General features: G+C 67.4%; 22 protein-coding genes. 11 read left to right on the forward strand and 11 right to left on the reverse strand.

Translation table 11 applies throughout. The annotated features are described in order from the left end of the window. Nucleotides 1-129: 129 nt before the first annotated feature. Nucleotides 130-909 (reverse strand): inositol monophosphatase family protein, encoded by a 780-nt coding sequence (locus AXA74_RS11085; protein WP_029579215.1) that lies wholly within the window; start codon nucleotides 907-909, stop codon nucleotides 130-132. 142 nt (nucleotides 910-1,051) lie between these two features. On the opposite strand from AXA74_RS11085, the gene AXA74_RS11090 reads away from it, so the two are divergent. Beyond that, nucleotides 1,052-1,861: an RNA methyltransferase gene (locus AXA74_RS11090; RefSeq protein WP_029579214.1), complete on the forward strand. Its 810-nt coding sequence runs from the start codon at nucleotides 1,052-1,054 to the stop codon at nucleotides 1,859-1,861. Between the two features lie 83 nt (nucleotides 1,862-1,944). Here the strand turns inward: AXA74_RS11090 and AXA74_RS11095 are convergent, their stop codons facing one another. Further along, nucleotides 1,945-2,940, reverse strand: coding sequence for a Bug family tripartite tricarboxylate transporter substrate binding protein (locus AXA74_RS11095; RefSeq protein ID WP_029579213.1), 996 nt, complete (start codon nucleotides 2,938-2,940; stop codon nucleotides 1,945-1,947). A 175-nt stretch (nucleotides 2,941-3,115) separates the two neighbouring features. Here AXA74_RS11095 and AXA74_RS11100 point away from each other — a divergent pair, with 175 nt between their 5' ends. Then, nucleotides 3,116-3,871 (forward strand): IclR family transcriptional regulator, encoded by a 756-nt coding sequence (locus tag AXA74_RS11100; RefSeq protein ID WP_029579212.1) that lies wholly within the window; start codon nucleotides 3,116-3,118, stop codon nucleotides 3,869-3,871. A 9-nt stretch (nucleotides 3,872-3,880) separates the two neighbouring features. On the opposite strand, the gene AXA74_RS11105 is transcribed toward AXA74_RS11100, so the two are convergent. The 5 genes from AXA74_RS11105 to AXA74_RS11125 all read right to left on the reverse strand — a co-directional run bounded on the left by AXA74_RS11105 (nucleotide 3,881) and on the right by AXA74_RS11125 (nucleotide 9,733). After that, nucleotides 3,881-4,726, reverse strand: coding sequence for a mechanosensitive ion channel family protein (locus AXA74_RS11105; RefSeq protein ID WP_029579211.1), 846 nt, complete (start codon nucleotides 4,724-4,726; stop codon nucleotides 3,881-3,883). 58 nt (nucleotides 4,727-4,784) lie between these two features. Continuing rightward, entirely contained in the window at nucleotides 4,785-5,885 is a 1,101-nt protein-coding gene (locus AXA74_RS11110) for a DUF1513 domain-containing protein (protein ID WP_032979032.1), read from the reverse strand. Further along, nucleotides 5,875-6,945, reverse strand: coding sequence for an imelysin family protein (locus tag AXA74_RS11115; RefSeq protein WP_032954996.1), 1,071 nt, complete (start codon nucleotides 6,943-6,945; stop codon nucleotides 5,875-5,877). The genes AXA74_RS11110 and AXA74_RS11115 overlap by 11 nt, the downstream gene beginning before the upstream one ends. Then, nucleotides 6,942-8,348: a di-heme oxidoreductase family protein gene (locus AXA74_RS11120; RefSeq protein WP_370736520.1), complete on the reverse strand. Its 1,407-nt coding sequence runs from the start codon at nucleotides 8,346-8,348 to the stop codon at nucleotides 6,942-6,944. Before AXA74_RS11120 ends, AXA74_RS11115 begins: the two co-directional genes overlap by 4 nt. An 86-nt stretch (nucleotides 8,349-8,434) precedes the next feature. Beyond that, on the reverse strand, nucleotides 8,435-9,733 hold the full coding sequence (locus AXA74_RS11125; RefSeq protein WP_029579207.1) for an imelysin family protein: 1,299 nt from the start codon (nucleotides 9,731-9,733) through the stop codon (nucleotides 8,435-8,437). A gap of 298 nt (nucleotides 9,734-10,031) precedes the next feature. Between AXA74_RS11125 and AXA74_RS11130 the strand changes: the two genes are divergently transcribed. From AXA74_RS11130 to AXA74_RS11155, 6 genes are read left to right on the forward strand one after another with little or no spacing between them, the layout of a single operon-like run. Continuing rightward, nucleotides 10,032-11,033, forward strand: a complete 1,002-nt coding sequence (locus AXA74_RS11130; protein WP_029579206.1) for an ABC transporter substrate-binding protein — start codon at nucleotides 10,032-10,034, stop codon at nucleotides 11,031-11,033. 3 nt (nucleotides 11,034-11,036) lie between these two features. After that, entirely contained in the window at nucleotides 11,037-11,813 is a 777-nt protein-coding gene (locus tag AXA74_RS11135; RefSeq protein ID WP_029579205.1) for an ABC transporter permease, read from the forward strand. 3 nt (nucleotides 11,814-11,816) lie between these two features. Next, nucleotides 11,817-12,638, forward strand: a complete 822-nt coding sequence (locus AXA74_RS11140; protein WP_032954994.1) for an ABC transporter ATP-binding protein — start codon at nucleotides 11,817-11,819, stop codon at nucleotides 12,636-12,638. Between the two features lie 19 nt (nucleotides 12,639-12,657). Continuing rightward, nucleotides 12,658-12,840: a DUF4089 domain-containing protein gene (locus AXA74_RS11145; protein ID WP_029579203.1), complete on the forward strand. Its 183-nt coding sequence runs from the start codon at nucleotides 12,658-12,660 to the stop codon at nucleotides 12,838-12,840. Then, entirely contained in the window at nucleotides 12,837-14,216 is a 1,380-nt protein-coding gene (locus tag AXA74_RS11150; protein ID WP_032960957.1) for an AtzE family amidohydrolase, read from the forward strand. The genes AXA74_RS11145 and AXA74_RS11150 overlap by 4 nt, the downstream gene beginning before the upstream one ends. Beyond that, the gene (locus tag AXA74_RS11155) at nucleotides 14,213-14,890 is read left to right on the forward strand and encodes a GntR family transcriptional regulator (protein WP_032979026.1); all 678 of its coding nucleotides are present in this window, start codon (nucleotides 14,213-14,215) and stop codon (nucleotides 14,888-14,890) included. Before AXA74_RS11150 ends, AXA74_RS11155 begins: the two co-directional genes overlap by 4 nt. On the opposite strand, the gene AXA74_RS11160 is transcribed toward AXA74_RS11155, so the two are convergent. Then, nucleotides 14,887-15,417, reverse strand: a complete 531-nt coding sequence (locus AXA74_RS11160) for an antibiotic biosynthesis monooxygenase (RefSeq protein WP_029579200.1) — start codon at nucleotides 15,415-15,417, stop codon at nucleotides 14,887-14,889. The genes AXA74_RS11155 and AXA74_RS11160 overlap by 4 nt on opposite strands. Before the next feature lie 190 nt (nucleotides 15,418-15,607). Here AXA74_RS11160 and hpxZ point away from each other — a divergent pair, with 190 nt between their 5' ends. Further along, the gene (gene hpxZ / locus AXA74_RS11165) at nucleotides 15,608-15,979 is read left to right on the forward strand and encodes an oxalurate catabolism protein HpxZ (protein ID WP_029579199.1); all 372 of its coding nucleotides are present in this window, start codon (nucleotides 15,608-15,610) and stop codon (nucleotides 15,977-15,979) included. A 70-nt stretch (nucleotides 15,980-16,049) separates the two neighbouring features. Further along, nucleotides 16,050-16,598 (forward strand): NADPH-dependent FMN reductase, encoded by a 549-nt coding sequence (locus AXA74_RS11170; protein WP_029579198.1) that lies wholly within the window; start codon nucleotides 16,050-16,052, stop codon nucleotides 16,596-16,598. Nucleotides 16,599-17,446: 848 nt separating this feature from the next. Here AXA74_RS11170 and AXA74_RS11175 read toward each other — a convergent pair. Further along, nucleotides 17,447-17,665, reverse strand: a complete 219-nt coding sequence (locus AXA74_RS11175) for a dodecin (protein WP_029579197.1) — start codon at nucleotides 17,663-17,665, stop codon at nucleotides 17,447-17,449. A gap of 59 nt (nucleotides 17,666-17,724) precedes the next feature. After that, nucleotides 17,725-18,624: a LysR family transcriptional regulator gene (locus tag AXA74_RS11180; RefSeq protein WP_029579196.1), complete on the reverse strand. Its 900-nt coding sequence runs from the start codon at nucleotides 18,622-18,624 to the stop codon at nucleotides 17,725-17,727. 96 nt (nucleotides 18,625-18,720) lie between these two features. Here AXA74_RS11180 and AXA74_RS11185 point away from each other — a divergent pair, with 96 nt between their 5' ends. Further along, complete coding sequence (locus AXA74_RS11185; protein WP_032979028.1) at nucleotides 18,721-19,734, forward strand: zinc-binding alcohol dehydrogenase family protein; 1,014 nt, start codon at nucleotides 18,721-18,723, stop codon at nucleotides 19,732-19,734. Nucleotides 19,735-19,736: 2 nt separating this feature from the next. Here AXA74_RS11185 and AXA74_RS11190 read toward each other — a convergent pair. Further along, nucleotides 19,737-20,059 (reverse strand): hypothetical protein (locus AXA74_RS11190; protein ID WP_248845112.1); only part of this gene is annotated, 323 nt, incomplete at its 5' end.

Genomic DNA, 20,059 nt, shown 5'->3' on the forward strand with positions numbered 1-20,059 from the left:
ATGGAAAAGGGGTGACACGCGGGTGACAAACCCTTGCAGCGCCGGCGCGCGCACCCTGCCGGGCCTAGCTGACGGCCAGATGAAAAAACCGGCCTGGCGCCGGTTTCTTCATCGCGAGGCAGGGCCGGATCAGGCCTTGGTCTGCAGCGCCGTGAGCATATGGGTGAAGATCTTGGGGCTGCCGGCCAGCACATTGCCGGAATCCATCCAGCCCTGTTCGCCGTCGAAATCCGCCACCAGGCCACCGGCCTCCAGCACCAGCAGGCTGCCGGCGGCCAGGTCCCAGGGCTTGAGGCCCACGCCGCAGAAGCCGTCCAGGCGGCCGGTGGCGACATAGGCCAGCTCCAGCACGGTCGAACCCAGGCGGCGCACGCCGGTGCTGCCTTCGGCCATGTTGCGGAAACGCGAGGGCCCCTGGTCGGCATCGGCCGGGGTGGGCCAGTGCGCGCCCAGCAGCGCCTCGTGATAGCGGATACGGCCCGAGACGCGCACGCGGCGGTCGTTCAGGAAGGTGCCGCCCCCACGGCTGGCCGTGAACAGCTCATTGCGCGCCGGATCGTAGACCACGGCCTGGGTGACCTGGCCGCGCTGCGTCAGGGCGATGGACACCGCGTAATTGGGCAGCCCATGGATGAAGTTGGTCGTGCCGTCCAAGGGATCGATGATCCACTGGAACTCGGCCTGGTCAGGGCCCTGCAGGCCATACTCCTCGCCCAGCACGGCATGGTCGGGGTAGGCGGTGCGCAAGGCCTCGACGATGGCCTCCTCCGCGGCGCGGTCGACTTCCGTGACATAATCGCGCGGCCCCTTGCGCGCCACGGTCAGGCGGTCGGGATCGAGACTGGCGCGATTGATGATGGCGCCGGCACGGCGAGCCGCCTTGATGGCGGTATTGAGCATCGGGTGCATAGAATTCCGTTCGGTAAAGGCCTGGCCTGCGCAGGTGCGTGGCAAGGGAGTATCGTACTTCGCCAAGGGCAACTGGCCCACGGCGCCCCAGCCTGGCGCCCCGGAAACCCAGGAAAGCACAAAGCCAAACCTCTCATTTTAAATGACTCAAGAATTTTCACGCGCGCGCTTCATCATGGTGCAGCCCAGCCACCCCGGCAACGTGGGTTCGGCGGCGCGCGCCATCAAGACCATGGGCTTTTCCGACCTGGTGCTGGTCGACCCCCGGCTGCCCGACATGACGGCCCAGCCCGACGCCGTGGCGCTGGCCAGCGGCGCGGTCGACGTCCTGGAGCGCGCGCAGACCTGCGCCACGCTGCAAGAGGCCCTGGCGCCGGTGACCCTGGCCTTCGCGCTCACCGCGCGCGTGCGCGACCTGGGGCCCCCGCCTTGCGACATCCGCCAAGCCGCGGCCCTGAGCCGCGAACACCTGGCCCACAATCCGGCCGGCGCCGTGGCCATTGTTTTGGGGACGGAACGGTCCGGCCTGACCAATGAACAGATCGGCCTGTGCCAGCGCATCTGCCACATCCCGGCCAATCCGGAGTACAGCTCGCTGAACGTGGCCCAGGCCCTGCAGCTGGCGGCCTGGGAGCTGCGCTACGCCCTGCTCGAAGCCTCGGGCGCCACCCTGCTGCCGGCCTCGCGCGCCCAGCAGCCCGATCCCGGCGCGCAGCCGGCCAGCGGCGAGGCCGTGCAGGCCATGCTGGCGCATTGGGAGCAGGCCCTGGTGGCGGTGGATTTCCTCAATCCCGCCCACCCCAAGAAACTGATGCCGCGCATGCGGCACCTGTTCACGCGCGCCGAACTGACGCGCGACGAGATCGATATGTTCCGGGGCGTCTGCACCGCCATGCTGGAGGTCGCCGGCCGTGCCGCTCCGCGCAAAAGCCGCAAGGACGGGCGGGACTGACGCCTGGCCGGCCGCCGCCACGGCCCTGTCCAAAAAAAAGCTGGCGCCCTGCGCCAGCTTTGCGGCCCGCCCGGCTTGCCGTATCAGTCGACCTTGGCGCCGGAGGCCTTGACCACGGGGGCCCAGCCTTCGACTTCCGACTTGATGAAAGCGCCGAACTCGGCCGGCGTGGTCTTCTGACCCACCGCTCCCAGGCTCTCATAGGATTTCTGCACAGAGGCTTTGTCCAGGGCCTTGTTCATCGCCGCGTTCAGCTTCTCGATCACATCGGGCGGCGTGCCGGCCGGCGCGATCAGGCCGAACCACGACGACACATCGAATTTGTCAAAGCCCGACTCCTGCATGGTGGGCAGGTCCGGCGCGCTCTTGGAACGCTCGGTCGTCGTCACCGCCAGCGCGCGCAACTTGCCCGACTGCACATGCGGCCAGGACGAGGGCATGTTGTCGAACATGAATTGCACCTGGCCGCCGATCAGGTCGGTCACGGCCGGGGCGCTGCCCTTGTAGGGCACGTGCAGCACGTCGATGCCGGCACGCTGCTTGAACAGTTCGCCCGCCATGTGGATGGAGGTGCCGCTGCCCGAAGAGGCGAACGCCAGCTTGCCCGGATGGGCCTTGGCATAGGCCACCAGCTCCTGCACGGACTTGACCGGCACCTGCGGGTTGATCACCAGGATATTCGGCACTTTGGCGCCCAGGGCGACCGGCGCGAAATCCTTGACCAGGTCAAAGTTGACGTTGGTATAGAGCGTCTGGTTGATGGCGCTGGTCACGGCCACGAACAGCAGCGTATAGCCGTCGGGCGTGGCGCGCGCCACATAGTCGGTGGCGATGTTGCTGCCGCCGCCCGGCTTGTTCTCGACCACGAAGGACTGCCCGAGCGATTCGGTCAACTCCTTGGCCATGATCCGCGCGATCACGTCGGTCGTGCCACCAGCGGAAAAACCCACCACGATGCGCACAGGCTTGTCCGGATAAGCGGCCTGGGCAGGGGCGGTGCTGAGGGCAAAGGCGCTTACGGCACCGGCGATCAGACCGGTGAGGGCGCGCGCCAGACGAGGCTTTTTGGCCATTGTCATGCGACTGTCTCCATGCAAAGTGTCCATGGTATGGACGTATAAAAATTATGGTTCGCAGGATGATGCGCTATACACCCGTGCCCAGGCAAGGTAGAGTCCACCCTACGGACGCTGGTTTACCCGCGATGGCATAGCCGGAGGGTCCGTGATTTTGCCTTGATAATCAGAGACATACATGCAAGAGAGTGAGACCGCGGCCGCCGGGCCGCGTACCCTGAGGCGGGGGCTGGCCGTGCTGGCGGCGCTGCGCGACCAGGGCAATAACGGGCTGAGCGTGACCGACATCGCCCGGCAAACCGGCATCCAGCGCCCGACCATCTACCGGCTGCTGGCCGCCCTGCTGGAGGCGGGGCTGGTATCCACCATCCAGGGCACCAAGAAATACCGCGCCGAACTCGGCGGCGAGCCGGATATCGTCTCGCCAGACCCGCGCGTGCGCCCATTGCTGCCCACCCTCAAGCGCCTGGCCGACCGCACCGGCGATGCCGTGTTCCTGGTGGTGCGCGACGGCGATGACTCCGTCAGCCTGCACCGCGAGATCGGCAGCTATCCGGTGCAGATCCTGGCGACCTATGCGGGCAAGCGCCAGCCGCTGGGCGTGGGATCGGGTGGCATGGCCATCCTGGCTGCCCTGCCCGACGACATCGCCCACGGCATCGTGGCGCGCAATTCCGAACGCCTGGACGAATTCGGCGGCATGACGCCGCACGAAATGCACCGCCTCATCGACAACACCCGCTCGCGCGGCTATTCGGTGGTGGGCAACCATGCCGTGCGCGGCGCGCTGGGCGTGGGCTGTGCCCTGCTCGATGCGCAGGGCATGCCCTTGCTGGCCGTCAGCGTGACGGCCATCATCGACCGCATGCCGGCCCAGCGCCAGCGCGAGATCGCCGGCTGGATCAAGGCCGAACTGGCCCGTCTCAAGAGCTGAACGCCGCCCTCAGGCCGCCGCCGCGTCCTTGCCGGAGGACGGCGGCGCCTGGATTTCGCGCACCGGAATCGGCGCGCGGAAACCCGCGGCGCCCAGGCTGCGGCGGATCTGCTGGAACAGGTCCCAGCGCAGGTCCCAGTAAGAGGCGGCCTTGGTCCAGACGCGCACATTGACCACGGTGCCGTTGTCGCGATACTCGATGGCGCGCACCACCGGCTCGGGCGTCGCCTCGACCAGGGCATGGTCTTTCACCAGCGCCTCCAGGCGGCCGATGGCCTCGTCGAGGTCGTCGGCGTAATGGATGATGACCGGGATATCGCAGCGGCGGTTGACGTTGCGGCTGTAGTTGATGATGGTCGCCGTCCAGACCGCGCTGTTGGGCAGGGTGATGTGGATCCCGTCGACCTGCACCAGCCGCGTCAGAAAGAGGCCGACCTCCTCGACCGTGCCTTCGTTGCCGGTGCTCAGGCCCACGTATTCGCCGGTGCGTATCGGGCGCAGGATCAGCAGCATGATGCCCGCGGCGATATTCTGCAGCGTGCCTTGCAGGGCCAGGCCGACCGCCAGGCCCGCGGCGCCGAGCACCGCGATCAGGCTGGCCGTCTGCACGCCGAAGCGGGCCAGCACGGCAATCACCGTGAAGATGCGCACGGCCCAGACCACGGTGCTCTGGAACATCGGCACGATGGTGGGATCGATACGGGGCGAGCGTTGCGCGGCGCGGCGCACCCAGCGGCCGAGCAGCGATGACACCCACCAGCCGATGATGAGGATCAAGAGCGCCACCAGCAGGTTCAAGCCCAGGTCCAGCAACTGGGGCATGGCGGCGCCCATGCCTTCCAACCATTCTTTCATGAGTTCTCCCGGCCAATCTTGGCAAAAGCGACCTCCGGACTCTAGCAGATGCGCGTGATCAACCCAAGCGCGCCGCCCTTCTGAAATGGTTGTCCCAGGATTGCTCGCGGCCGGCCGGCATCAGGCTGGCCGCGATGCCGGCCGGCCCGGCGCGCAGCATGGCGCCCAGGCCGCTGGACACCAGGAAGCCGCCGCCGGGCGCCGGCGCCACGCCGCAGCCGTCGGCCAGCGCGGTGGCGCCCAGCTGCCTGCCGCTGGCCGCATCCCAGTACAGCACCTGCCCGCCGACCGGGCTGGAGGTCGCGATGATGCTGCCGCTGGCATCGGCCGCCACCGAACCCACGTAGTTGCGCATGCCGCGCAGCCGCTCCGGATCACCGGCAAAACACTCGGGCGCGCCGCCGCGCCGATGGCGGCCGACCAGCGCCGGACGCTCGTGGGCCGGACCCATATGCTGGCAGCCGAACCACACCGCGCCATCGGCGGCCAGGGCCAGATGGCGGATGGACAGGCGATGCCAGCGCGGATCGAGCTCGACCTTTTCCAGCAACTGCCCGCTGGCCGCGTCCAGATAGGCCAGCGACGGCCGCATGGTGTCCAGGTTGAGCTCCAGCTTGCCGTAATCGGGATGGGTCAGGATGCCGCCATTGGCCACGCACAACGTCTTGCCGTCGGGCATCAAGATGGCCTCGTGCGGCCCGATGCCGCCGCTGGCAAACTCGCCCACGCGGCGCGGCCTGCCGCTGACATCGTAGACGCCGATCACGCCTTGCCCGGCCTCGTAGTCGTTTTCGGTGGCCAGCATCAGCTGGCCGCCGGGCAGATAGACGCCGTGGCCGAAGAAGTGTCGGCCCTGGGCGGCTTCGATGAGCTGGGGCGGCCGCCGGCCGCGCAGATCGAAACTCAGCGCGAAGAAACCCGGCTGGCGGCCGAAGACCGTGGCTTGTTCGCCCTCGATGGCGAAGCTGTGCCCGCGGCCGGGCATGGGAAGCACGAGCAAGTCATGCCCCCGTGCATCGAGCACCACGACCTCGTGGCGCGCGGCGCGCCGGCGCGCTGTCACATAGCGCGCCTGGCCGTCCGGCGCGGCGATCAGGCGGCCGGGCAGCATGAGCGCCGAAGCGCCCAGGGCCAGAAAACCGCGCCGGTCAATCGCCATCGAGCGCATTGAATCCGATGGTCACGCCCAGGGCCGGCGCGATGTCCTGGTCGACCACGTCCTTGGCATTCTTGATGATCAGGGCGGCCAGCGCCAGCGAGGCGCGCGCCTCCGGCTGCGTGAATGCCGCCTCGGCATCGCCCGGCGCCGCGGCCACCAGACCCGCGGCCTGCTCGAGTTCATGCCTGAAGGTGTCGGCCAGGCCCTGGGAGCCCGGCGCGAAGCCATAGCCGCCGGCCTGGTAGAAGGCCAGCATCCCGCGCAGGCTGGCCGCCAGCACCGCGCCGGACTGGCCGCTGCGCCAGAACGCGGCGCGCTTGGGACGGGCCGCCTGCGCATCGGCGCCCAGTGCCGGCAGAAGGCTGATCTCGCGCGCGGACTGCAGACCGGTCGACAAGGCTTTCATGGCTTCGGCCGCCACTTCCTGGGGACTGCGATACAGCTCATTGTCCCGGGCCGGCGCCGTGAACTGGCGCCCGAAGGCGCCCTGCCCGTCCCAGGCCTGGCGCAACTCGCCCGCCAGCTCCTGGATATTGCCCGCCACGGCCACGCCATAAGCGCAGGCGTAGGCGGATCCGGCCGCGTCGCGCGGGGCCTGGCGCAGCAGCCCCGGCTCGCCGTAGAGCAGATACTCCAGGGCGGGCAGGCCTTGCACGGCGACGCTGCGGCTCTTGAGCGCGCCCGCGGCCAACAATGCCGGGTCGGCCGCGGCCAGGGCGGCCTGCACCTGCCGGGGCATGACGCCGCGCGTATCGGGCCAGAAGGACAGCCGCTCGAAACGATTGCCTTCGACCAGCGGTCCGAAACGCAGAAAGGCCACGCCAGCCCAGGCCTGCGCCAGGCGCCCGAAGGCGGCGGCCACCTTGCCGGCGCCTTCCTGTCCCGGGGACGCGCACCAGGCTTGCAGGTCCTGGCGCATGGCGCGCGCGCGCTCGTCCAGCGTGGCCATGGCCGGGCGCGCATAGCCTTCGGCCAGGCGCTGGCCCAGGTCGGCCGGCGGCGCGGCCCAGGCCGGCGCGGCGGCCAGCAGGCCCGCCGCCACGAAAAGCACGGACTTCATAAAGACTCCAGGAAACGGATGAGATCGGCCCGTTCGGCCGGTGTCATGGCCACGACGCGGTCACGCGCGGCCTGGGCCTCGCCGCCATGCCAGAGGACGGCCTCCAGCAGGCTCCGGGCGCGGCCGTCATGCAGATACGTGGCGTTGGGATTGACCACCGCCGTAAGGCCGATGCCCCACAGGGGCGGCGTGCGCCACTCGCGGCCATTGGCCTGGCCCTCGCTGACGCCATCGGCCAGGCCCTCGCCCATATCGTGCAGCAGCAGGTCGCTATACGGCCAGATCAGCTGGAACTGGTGCTCGGGCTGCTTGGCATCGCGCCGCGTGACGTACTTGGGCACGTGGCAGCCGATGCAATTGGCCTCGTAGAAAAGCTTCTTGCCCGCCAGCACGCGCGCATCGTCCGTGTCGCGCCGCTGCGGCACGGCCAGATTGTTGGAGTAAAAGCTCACGAAGTCCATCAGGCGGGCCGGCACTTCGTGCTCGCCCAGATGCGGCTGCGCGCCGTGGGGCATGTCGAAACAGGCTTTCTGCGCGGCCGTGCAATCACCATAGTGGCTGGGAAACAGCGGCGAGGACAGCCCCATGTCGTTGGAGAATGCCGCGGCGCTTTGCTGCTCGACCGTGGGCTGGCCGGCTTTCCAGTTGAAGCGCCCCAGCACCTTGGCGCCGGTGCGCAAGTCATGCACCCAGTTGGGCTTGCCGCTGATGCCGTCGCCCTTGTCGGCGCCGGCATGCGCCAGGATGTCGTCCTCGTGGATGGCTTCCAGCAGGCCCAGCCCTATCATGGGTGGCGCCAGGCGCGGCGAGATCTGCGTGTCCGGCCGCATGGGGCCATAGCCCAGGTCCTCGATGCGGTAGGTGGGCCGCATGAGGGTGGCCGTCTCGCCGCCGGCCAGGCGCACCGTGACGGGCGTGTACTCGACCTCCATGCGCCCCTCGCTGGGCAAGCCGGCCACGGCGAAGTTCTGCAGCTGCGTGCCATAGACCGGCTCGGGCAGCGCGGCCAGCTCTCCCGAGGACAGCGCGCGGCGCTCGGCTTCCGTCACGGGCGGCACCGACAGGCGCAGCAGGAGCGCCACCGCGTCGGTGCGCGCCAGCGGGTCGAAGCCCGGCACCGTGCCGCGGCCGTCCTTGACGTGGCAGGCCTGGCAGGAACGCGCATTGAACAAGGGGCCCAGGCCGTCGGAGGCCTGGGTGGATGACGGCGCCGACACCCAGTCCTTGCGAAACAGGCCGTTGCCCACCAGAAACTGCTGGCGACCCTCGAAGCTCAGGTTGGCCGAGGCATGCGAAAACACATCGGCGTTGATCAGCTTCTTGACGGTGGCCGCTCCCGCCTGCATGGCCTCGAAGGCCTCGGGCGCGGAAAAATCCCGCGTGGGTGCGGTAATGCCGCGCACCCGCTGCAAATCCTCGGCGCTCAGGTCGCCGCGCGCGCTGGCGCCGGCCGAGGCCAGCGCCGCCAAGAGCAATACGGCCAGCGGTTTCACTTGAATACGGCGTCCGGCTTGTCCAGGCTGTCGGAGCCTTCGATGGCGACATCGCCCAGGTCCAGCAGCGCGATCACACGCTCCAGGCTGCGGGTCTGGTCGATCAGGCGGTCGATGGCGGCCTGCACCACGGCGTTGCCTTCCTTGTTGCCCTCGGCAATCATCTGGTCGTAGGTCTCGACCTTCTCGGCGCGATCGCGCATGGCCTGCATGGCGGCCACGGTCGCATCCAGCTTGGCGCGCACCTCGGCGTCCAGCTTGGCGTCTTTTTCCTTGACCAGGCTGGACAGGCTGGCGCCCTGCACCTGGCTGCCGTCCGGGCGCGCATAGCTGCCCAGGTAGACGTTGCGGATGCCGATCTGGTTGTAATAGTGCGAGTTGTGGGTGTTGTCGGAGAAGCAATCATGCTCCTCCTCGGGATCGTGCAGCATCAGGCCGAGCTTCATGCGCTCGCCGGCCAGCTCGCCATACGACAGGCTGCCCAGGCCGGTCAGCATGGCCACCAGGCCGGCCTTGGGATCTTCCTCCACGGCCTTGCGGGCGGCGCCCTGTTCGGTCCACTGCCCGGCCATTTCCTTGAGATCATCGACCAGCAGCTGCGTCACGGCCCTGAGGAACTCGATGCGGCGCTCGCAGTTGCCGCCCGTGCACTGCTTGGGATCGAAATCGGTATGCGGCCGATTGCCGGCGTGCCGCTCCTGGGGCGTGCCGGCGCGGTCCTTGGGAGCTGGCCCGCTGCCGTTGAGATCCTGGCCCCATAGCAGGAATTCGATGGCGTGATAGCCGGTCGCCACATTGGCTTCGTTGCCGTCGGCCTCGTGCAGCACCTCGGACAGCAGTTCAGGCGTGATCCTGCTGGCGTCGATGGTCTTGCCGCCGACCGAGATCTTGGCATTGGCGATCACGTTGACCGCATAGAAGGCGTTTTCGTCGCTCTCGGTGCCATAAGAGGCATCCACGTAGTCGATCAGGCCCTCGTCCAGGGGCCAGGCGTTCACGCGGCCTTCCCAGTCATCGACGATGGGGTTGCCGAAGCGGAAAGCCTCGGTCTGCTGATAGGGCACGCGGGCGGCGATCCACGCCTGGCGCGCGGCGGCCAGCGTGGCCGGGCTCGGCTTGGCGATCAGCGCATCGACGGCCTGCTGCAGGGCCTGCGCCGTGCTGAGCGAGTCCTTGTAGCCGGCGGCGGCAATATCCGCGTAGGTCTTGACCACGGCCTTGGGCTCGACCGCCGCCTGGGCGCCCCCCGCCGCCACGGCGGCCACCAGCAACATGCCTTGCAGCAATTTGCGCATCCAACTTCTCCTGATTGTGGGTGTGGGCCGCCCCGCGGCCGGCCCGTTTGATCACATTTTTGGCGAATGCAAGTGTAAACAATTTTCGTTTGCTATTCAGATTTTAGTCAGCTTGCGGGGCAGCCGCGCCTGTTCTGGGGCAGGCGCATGCACCACGGCAGTGCAGCCCGTCCCTGCGGCGGCGCGGCGCCCCCAGGGAGCCCCCTTGCCACGTGGCGGGTGGGGAACTGGCATGGTCTTTGCTTCGGGTTGGTATACAAGCTTGTCGCCAAGGCAAGCGCCAACCCGGAGCGCCTTCATGAGCCAACGTTCGTCCGCTATCAACCTGTCCCGCCGCCGCCTGGTGCAAAGCGCTGCCCTGGGCGCGGCCTGCCTGGGCCTGCCGTCACTGGGCCGCGCGCAAGACGGCCCGGTCATCCGCATCGGCTTCTGGCCGGTGGCCGCCGGCCTGCCCTTCTATGCCGCCATGGAGAAGGGCTATTTCAAGGAAGCCGGCCTGAACGTCGAGGCCCAGAAGTTCGCCGGCGCGCAACAGGTGATGGAGGCCATGCTGGCCGGCCGCTCCGACGGCAGCGCCAATGGCACGGGCTCGGCCAACCTCGCCATCGGCGAGATCGCCTCGCCGGGGCTGTTCAAGATCTTTGCCTCCAACCCCAGCAACGCCAAATATGTGCTGGACGAATTCATCGTGGCCAAGGACAGCCCGGTGCAGTCCATCGCCGATCTCAAGGGCAAGAAAGTGGGCTCGGGCCCCGGCATCCAGAACGCCACCTTGGCGCGCACGGTGCTCGAACGCGCCGGCGCCACCGGCGCGACAGTGGTCGAGCTGGCCATCAGCCAGCACGTGGCCGCCGTGGCCGCCGGCCAGCTCGACGCCTGCTACACCCTGGAGCCCACCGGCACGGTAGGCCGCCTGAACGGCACCACGCGGGTGCTGGAGGCCGGCGTCATTGCCAAATATGTGCTGGGCGACCCCATGGCGCCCTGGTTCGGCGGCTCGGCCTCGCTGACGACGGCCTTCCTGAAGAAGCATCCCGAAGTATCCAAGCGCTTTATCCAGGCCTATGCGCGCGGTATCGAGCTGGTGCGCAAGCAGCCCGACGAAGCCCGGCAATACATGAAGGGCTATACCGCCATCGAGGGCCCGATGACCCAAGAGGTGCCGCTGGCCGCCTATACGCTCTACAACGAGTTCACCCCCAGCGACGTGCAGTACTTCCAGAAATTCTTCGACCTCTTCGCCGAAAAAGGCGTGTTCGCCCAGAAGGTCAATGTGGACAGCATGCTCTACAAGGGTTGATCCATGTCCCCCTCATCCAAGCGTAGCCTCGATTTCACGCGCTGGCTTCCCCTGGCCGGGCCGCTGGCCCTGTTCCTGGTCTGGGACCTGGCCGTGCGCCTGGCCCTGGTCAGCCCCGTGCTGCTGCCCACGCCGGCCGCGACCCTGGGGGCCCTGGCGCAAGGCATGGCCGGCGGCCCGCTGCTCACCGACTTCATCGCCTCGGTGAGCCGCAGCCTGCAGGCCTTCGTCATCGCCGCGGTCATCGGCGTGCCCCTGGGCGTGCTGCTTGGCAGCAATGAAAAGCTCTACCGCAGCGTCGAGTTTTTGATCGACTTCTTCCGCTCCACGCCGTCCTCGGCGCTCATCCCGCTGTTTCTGATGATCTTCGGCGTCACCGACCTGAACAAGGTCGCCATCGCCGCCTTCGCCGCGGTGCTGGTCATCTTGTTCAACAGCGCCTATGGCGTGCTCAACGCGCGCAAGCAGCGCGTGATGGCCGCCCGGGTGATGGGCGCCTCGCGCTGGCGCATTTTCAAGGACGTGCTGATCTGGGAAAGCCTGCAGCCGACTTTCGTGGGACTGCGCAGCGGCGTGTCGATGGCGCTGGTGATCGTGATCGTGGCCGAAATGTTCATCGGCGCCGAGAACGGCCTGGGCAACCGCATCATCAATGCCCAGCAAGTGCTCAATGTGCGCGAGATGTACGCGGCCATCCTCGCCGCGGGCGCCCTGGGCTACGTGCTGAACATCCTCTTTCTGCTGATCGAAAAACGCATCGTCCACTGGAGCGGCAGGTAAGCCATGAGCACCGTCATCAATCCCGCCATCTGGCCCGACCCCCGCCCCGAGCCCTTTGTCCCGGGGCCGGCCGGCACCCACATCACGATACGCGGGCTGCACAAGACATTTGCCGGCGCGCCGCTGTACATCGACTTCAACCTCGATATTCCCAAGGGCAAGATTGTCTCCGTCTTCGGGCCCAATGGCTGCGGCAAGTCCACGCTGATCAATATGATCGCCGGCCTCATCCCCATCGACTCGGGCGAGATCCTCTTCGACGGCAAGTCCCTGGCGCAGACCAAGATCGGCTATGTCTTCCAGAACTATCGCGAAGCGCTCTTTCCCTGGCTGCGCACCATCGACAACATCGCCTATCCCTTGCGGCTGGAGGGACGCGGCAAGGCCGACGTGCAGCGCCGTGTCGACGAACTGATCGCCTCCTTCGACGTCAAGTTCGACCTGAACCGCTATCCCTATGAGCTGTCGGGCGGACAACAGCAGACCGCCTCCATCATGCGCGCCCTGGCGCCCGGACCCGAGGTGTTGTTCCTGGACGAACCCTTCTCAGCCCTGGATTTCGAAATGACGCTGTTCATCCGCGAAAAGCTCCAGGAGGTGCATATGCAGACGGGCACCACCATGCTGCTGGTCTCGCATGACCTGGAGGAAGCGGTCTACCTGGCCGACGAGATCCTGCTCTTGACCAAGCGCCCGACCCAGGTCGCCGAGATCCTGCACTACGGCGATCCGCGCCCCCGCACCGTGGAGACACTGAGCGAACCCTCTTTCATCCGCGCCAAGAAGCTGAGCCTGGAAATCTTCCAGCGCGAGGTCCGTAAGTAAGCGCCGCCCGGAGACCACCATGACGCAAGACACCATAGACCGCTATGTCCGCAGCGCCCTGATGCTGCAAGGCTATCGCCTGGGCGAGGCCGCCACGCGGGAAGTCGCCGTGCAATTCGAGCGCATCCAGGCGATGGCCGCCGGCTTCGCCGACGAGGCCCTGCCGCTGGAAACCGAACCGGCCCCGGTGTATCGCGCATGACGGACGCCCTGACCCTCGCAAGCCAGGTCGCCTCGGGCGAACGCCTGGCCGCCGACATCCTGGACGAAACGCTGGCGCGTATCCGGGCCGACGGCAGCAACGCCTTTACCGAAGTCACACAGGCGCGCGCGCGCCGCGAAGCCGCCGAGATCGATGCCCGCCGTGCCCGGGGCGAGGCCCTGCCCGCCCTGGCCGGCGTGCCATACGCCGTGAAGAATCTGTTCGACATCGCGGGCGTGGTGACGCTGGCCGGCGGCAAGGTCAACGCCAACCATCCGCCCGCGCGCCAGGACGGCCCGCTAGTGGCGCGGCTGAGGTCGGCCGGCGCGGTGCTGGTGGGCGCGCTCAACATGGACGAGCACGCCTATGGCTTCACCACCGAAAACAGCCATTACGGGCCTTGCCGCAATCCGCACGACCCCACGCGCATCGCGGGCGGCTCCTCGGGCGGCAGCGCCGCCGCGGTCGCCGCCGGCCTGGTGCCCCTGGCGCTGGGCTCGGACACCAATGGCTCCATCCGCGTGCCCGCCTCGCTGTGCGGCGTGTTCGGCCTGAAACCCACCTACGGACGGCTGCCCCGCTCAGGGAGCTTCCCTTTCGTCCATAGTCTGGATCATCTGGGTCCTTTTGCCGCCACGGTGCCGGACCTGGCCCTGGCCTATGACCTCTTGCAGGGCGTCTGGGCCGAGGATCCGGCCTGCGCGCAGCGCGAGCCCGAACCCTGCCTGCCGCGCCTGGAAGCGGGGCCCTTGCGTGTCGCCGTCCTGGGCGGCTATTTCGATACCTGGGCCGGACCGCAAGCCCGCCGCTCGGTGGCGCTGGCCGCCGACGCCCTGGGCGCGCGCGACGTGGTGCAGCTGGAGGGCGCCGAACAAGCGCGCGCGGCGGCCTTCATCATCACCGCGGCGGAGGGCGGGGCCCTGCATCGCCCGGGCCTCATCGCGCGTTATGACGACTACGAGCCCCATTCGCGCGACCGCCTCGTGGCCGGCAGCCTCATCCCCGCCGGCTGGGTCTCGCAGGCGCAGCGGATACGGCGGCGATTCCGCGAAACGGTGCTGCCCTTGTTCAGACACTACGATGTCTTGATCGCGCCCGCCACGCCGGTGCCGGCCCCGCCCATCGGCACCGAGACGCTGACCCTGGCCGGCCGGGAACTGCCCGCGCGGGCCAGCATGGGCCTGCTGACCCAGCCCATCTCCTGCATCGGCCTGCCGGTGGCCGCCGCCCCGCTGTGGCAGGGACAGGGAGACACGGCACACCTGCCGCTGGGTGTGCAGTTGATCGCCGCACCCTGGCGCGAGGACCACTGCCTGGCCGCGGCCGGCCTGCTCGCGCGCGCCGGCCTGGCCTATTGCCGCAAGGCCGCCTCATGAGCGCCGGCGCCGCCGAACCCCGGTCGCGCGCCGACTCCGTCTACGACGCGGTCAAGCAGGACATCCTGGACTGCCGGCTGGCGCCCGGCGACCGCTTTACCGAAACCGAGGTAGCCGAAAGGCTGCGGGTGAGCCGCACGCCCGTGCGCGAAGCCCTGTTCCGCCTGCAGCGCGAGGGCTATCTGCAAGTCAGGCACCGCAATGGCTGGCTGGTGCGGCCGCTGGATTTCGAGACGCTGGATCATTTCTACGACCTGCGCCTGGTGCTGGAACAGACGGCTGTCGAACGGCTATGCGGCATGCCGGACGCGAGAGCCGCCCTGGAGACGCTGGCCGAGATCTGGCTGGCGCGCCAGCCAGGTCTCGACGGCGCGCAAGTAGCGCAGCTGGACGAGCGCTTCCACCTGGAGCTGGTGCGCGCGGCCGGCAATCCCGAGATTGCCCGCGTGCACCGCGAAGCCACCGAACGCATACGCATCGTGCGGCGCCTGGATTTCACGCTGGCCCAGCGGGTCGAGAAAACTTATGAAGAACATGGCGCCATCCTGCTTGCCATCCTGGCCGGCGACGCGGCGCGGGCGCTCGGCCTGCTGCGGGCCCATATCGCCGACAGCCAGGCCGAAGTGCGCAAGATCACGCTGCATCGCCTGTATTCCCGCCGCGCGGCGGCCTAGACGCGGCCGGCGTGCAACCAGCGATGCAAAAGGCGCGAAATCACCGGAATACAGATAAAGGACAGCACCGGGGTCATGCTCAGTGTGGTGACCAGCACGCGCCAGAACAGGGGCAAGGCGCTCAGCTGCTCATTGAGCAGCGTGCTGAACAACAGCAGCATCGGAAAATAGGCCAGCCAGATGCTGATGGCCTGCTTCCAGCGCGGCGGCGCAAGCTTGCGCGCCCCGAACCAGCTCTCGATGCCGGCCACGCGCTCGGTCTGGCTGTGCTGCACCAGGTTCGCCCCGCGCTCCAGCCACATGCGGCGCGGCAGCGACCCTTCCCAGCGCTTCAGGCTGGCCTCGTCCTCGAAGCGCAGCACGATCTGGTAGAGGTCGCCCCCTTCGGGGGGCTGCAGGACACCCGATCCCAGAAAACCGGGAAAGCCCGCGGCCAGGATTTCGCCCTGCCGCATCCAGGCCAGAAAATCCCCATAGCGCTGCGGCGAAATGCGCCGGGTGACCAACATCGTGACGGGGTGGGACATCGCAGACTCCTAGGCAAGCGGCGCCGACAACGCGCCTCGGTACTTACCCTAGCAATCGCCGTGCCAACCTTGCGGCGCAACATGCGCCCTATGAGAGACACAGCCGCGGGAAATCCCGCTGCTTTATTGCAATGCAGCAAACACCATATTGGTGATAACCCTAGCACCGCCCTGGTGCATCGGAGCCGTCATGCCCGCCATCAACCTCCCCCATGTCCTGGCCGAAGTCCGGCACGCTTTTGAACGCTATGAACGCGCCCTCGTCGGCAACGACATCGCGGTCCTGGACGAGTTGTTCTGGGACAGCCCGCATACGCTGCGCTATGGCGCCGGCGAAAACCTCTATGGCTACGAGGCGATACGCGAGTTCCGCAGGCAGCGTCCGGCCGCCGGGTTGGAACGCGAGGTGCTGCGCACCCAGATCACGACCTACGGCGAAGACTTCGCCACCACGCACCTGGAGTTCCGCCGCGGCGGGCGCATCGGCCGCCAGAGCCAGACCTGGATGCGCACGCCGCAGGGCTGGCGCGTGGTGGCCGCCCATGTCAGCCAGATGACATGACCTCATACATTGAGCCGTCATCGCCGCAGGTCTACACTGGGCTTTCCGTCAACCCCGGAGCATGCCTCTCATGAGCACCCTCAATATCGCGGTTTTTGTCGGCAGCCTGCGCGCCGCCTCGTTCAATCTGCGCCTGGCCCGGGCACTGGAAAAACTCGTTCCGGCGAATGTGAAATTCCACTACGTCGATCTGAACGTGCCGCTCTTCAACCAGGACATCGAGAACGACATGCCCGCGGGCGCGGCCAAGCTCAAGCAGCACATCAAGGACGCGCAGGGCGTCCTGTTTGTCACGCCGGAGCACAACCGTTCCATTCCCGCGGCCCTGAAGAACGCCATCGATTGGGGCACCCGCCCCTGGGGCCAGAACGTGTGGATAGGCAAGCCGGCCGGCATCGTCGGCACCTCGCCCAGCGCCGCCGGCACGGCCATGGCGCAACAGCATCTGCGCAACATCCTGGCCGCCGAGGGCGTCAACGTCTTGACCACGCCGGAAGTCTTTTTGCAGATGAAGGACGGCCTGATCGACGATCAATACCAGATCACCAATGAAGACACCCGCAAGTTCCTGCAGGGCTGGGTAGACCGCTACGTGGACTGGGTCTCCAGACTCGCCTGAGGCGCCCGCCGCCCGGACCGGGCGGCGGCCTTATCCCCGGCCAATGTGGACAAGCTTGAGGACAGGCTGCGGGCAGCCCGGAATTGTCATGTCATATCAATGACTTGAAAGTCCTGATCAAGATCTGATCAAAACCTCATCCAAGCTCTCAAGTTGTCCCCGCATTTTGTGGATAAGCATGAGGACAGCTCGCCGACATCCAGAAAAAGACCTTTCAAATCAGGTGGCTGAGGTCCTTCGTTCGAAAAAAGAGCAGCAGGGTAAACCCGCAAGGCCGGAGCACGCCTCCAGCATGCCCTCATCCGGCCCCTGTCCACTTATCCCCCGCCGATGTGGACAAGACACTTGATAGCTCCGGCACAAACCTGAAATCCGTAGCCGGATCAAGCAGTTGCGAGGGCCGGTCAAACATTGACCATTGCCGCCGATCGGGGTCATCCCGGCTTGGCCCCTTATCCCCGCCCGATGTGGACAAGGCGCTTGATAGCTGGCGCACAAGCCCGAAAACATCATGCGGCTCAAGGGCTTGCAAGGCCTGCTCAAGAAGTGCCCACGGCGCCGGGGCCAGGGTTCAGGCGGCGGCACGCGCCCGCGGCCGTGGAATTATCCCCGCCCAATGTGGACAAGGTATTGAACAGCTTTGGGGCAAGCTCGAAAACCCTATGCGGGCCGGACACTTGCGAAGGCCGATCAAGAATTGAGCACCGCGCCCGCTCGTCCACACAGCGCCGCGCCCCCCGCTTATCCCCGGCCAATGTGGACAAGCATTTGAATAGTCACCGGACAAACATGAAAAAGCCTTGCAAGACATGGACTTGCAAGGCCAGATCAAAAAATGAGCAACGGGTTCAATCGTCTTCGAGGCGCATGCCCAGCTTCAGGCCGACCTGCCAGTGCGCCACCTTGCCGTCCTTGATGTGGCCACGCACCTCGGTGACTTCGAACCAGTCCAGGTGGCGCAGCGTGCGCGAGGCGCGTTCGATGGCCTGCTTGATGGCATCGTCGCTGGAGACGGTCGAAGAGCCGACCAGTTCTATCTGCTTGTACACATGAGCTTTCTTGGACATCACGATCTCCTTTCGGCCAGTGAACCCCATTGAACCATGCCTGGCGGCCGCCGCGGAACTCATGCCCGGGCAAAACGTGCCGACAGAAAATCGCGCAGGCGCCGCACGGCCGGGGACAGCCGCGAGCGCTCCACGCACAGGAGATAGACGGGCGACCGCTCGCCCTCGTAATCCGGCAGGGCCGCGACCAGGCGGCCGGCGCGCAAATCCTCGGCCACATCGAAACGCGACTTGTAGGCCAGGCCGTCTCCGGCCAGCGCCCAGCGCCGCACCACGTCGCCGTCGTCGGCGGCGCGGTCGCCGGCCACGGTGATCTCGCTCACCTGGCCGTCGCGCTCGAAGCGCCAACGGTCATGCGGCGCATCGCTGAGCATGAAAGTCAGGCAATTGTGTTGCCGCAAATCCTCGGGCGAGCGCGGCATCCCGTGGCGCGCGAAGTAATCGGGCGCGCCGCACAGCACGCGCCGGTTATCCGGGGCCAGGGGCAGCGCGATCATGCGTGAGTCGTCGGGCTCGCCATAACGGATGGCGATGTCCACCCCTTGCCGGTGCAAATCGGTCAGGCGGTCGCTGATGCGCACCTGCAAGCGGATGCGCGGATGGCGGCGCTGGAAATCATCCAGCCAGGGCAACAGCACATGCCGCCCCAGGTCCGAAGGCATGGACAACGACAGCGTGCCCGAGATCGAGCGGCGGTCGCGCTGGACCGATCCGCGCCCGGCCTCCAGCGCGGCCAGCGCCGCCTTGGCATGATCGCGATAACGCTCGCCTTCGGGCGTCAGGCGCAGGCTGCGGGTCGAGCGCACGAACAGCCTCACCCCCAGCGCGTGCTCCAGGCGCTTGACCGCCGCACTGGCCACCGCGGGCGTCAGCCCCAGCTCGCGGGCCGCGGCGGAGAAGCTGCCCGCGACGGCGGCGGACACGAAAATTCGCAAGTCTTCGAAGCGCTCGGCGGCCATTTTCAAAATCTCTTTGAAACTGAAGCTGATCTTAGCGGGTTTTTCCGCAAGGCGGATCGGGCGAGCATGGCATATCACCCATGCCAAGGACATCCCATGAAAGCCATCGCCTTCACCCGCAACCTGCCCGCCAGCGACGACCAGGCCTTGATCGACATCAGCCTGCCCACGCCCGAACCGGGCCCGCGCGACCTGCGCGTGCGCGTGCATGCCATCTCCGTCAATCCCGTGGACGTGAAGATCCGCGCCAACCGCAAGCCGCAGGACGGCCAGCCCGAGGTCATCGGCTGGGATGCCGCCGGCGTGGTCGAGGCCACGGGCGCGCAGGTCAGCCTGTTCAAGCCCGGCGACCGCGTCTGGTACGCGGGCGCGCTGAACCGGCCCGGGGCCAACAGCGAATGGCACCTGGTTGACGAGCGCCTGGTGGGCCGCATGCCGCAATCCCTGGACTTCGCCCAGGCCGCCGCCCTGCCCCTGACGTCCATCACCGCCTGGGAACTGCTGTTCGAACGCCTGCGCGTGCTGGACAACCATCGCCCCAGCCAGGATGCCCTCCTGGTCGTGGGCGCCGCCGGCGGCGTGGGCTCCATCCTCGTGCAGCTGGCGCGCCAACTGACCGGCCTGACCATCATCGCCACGGCCTCCCGTCCCGAGACCCAGGCCTGGGCGCGGGAGCTGGGCGCCCATCACGTCATCGACCATCGCCAGCCGCTGGCCGCCCAACTGGCCGCCACCGGCCATGAGCACGTCCGCTACATCGCCGCCCTCACCCAGACCGACCAGCACTTCCCCGAACTGGTCAAGGCCATCGCGCCCCAAGGCGCGATGGCGCTCATCGACGACCCGGCCGCCATCGACGTGCGCCAGCTCAAGGCCAAATCGGCCTCGCTGCATTGGGAATTCATGTTTGCGCGCTCGCTCTTCGAAACGCCGGACATGGCGGCCCAGCATGAACTGCTGACCCAGGTCGCGGCGCTGATCGACGCCGGACGGCTGAAGACCACGCTGGGCGAGCACTATGGCAGGATCAACGCCGCCAACCTGCGCCGCGCCCACGCCTTCATTGAAAGCGGCCGCGCGCGCGGCAAGATCGTGCTCGAAGGCTTCTGAACCTATTCTTCCGAGCGCCCGCCTTCACGCCACCGGGCCCATAGCCCCAGCACGAAGGCCAGCGCGGCCGGCAGGCCGAACACCACGGCATGGCCGGCCACCTCTTCCGAAGCGCCCAGGGCCGCGACGCGGACCGCGTAAGTCATGTGGGCGACGCATATCGCCAGCCAGGCGGCGATGAAACCGAAGAAAGCCAGCTGCGGCCTGCGGCGGCCAAAATAGCCGAACAGGGCAAGGACCCCAAACCCCACGGCCGTGGCGACGATGGTCTGCATGGCGCACTCCCGGCCCGGAACACATTGGGCACGTTCTGAAAGCGTAGACC

The organism is Bordetella hinzii LMG 13501 (assembly GCF_001548475.1).
Lineage (GTDB): Bacteria > Pseudomonadota > Gammaproteobacteria > Burkholderiales > Burkholderiaceae_B > Bordetella > Bordetella hinzii.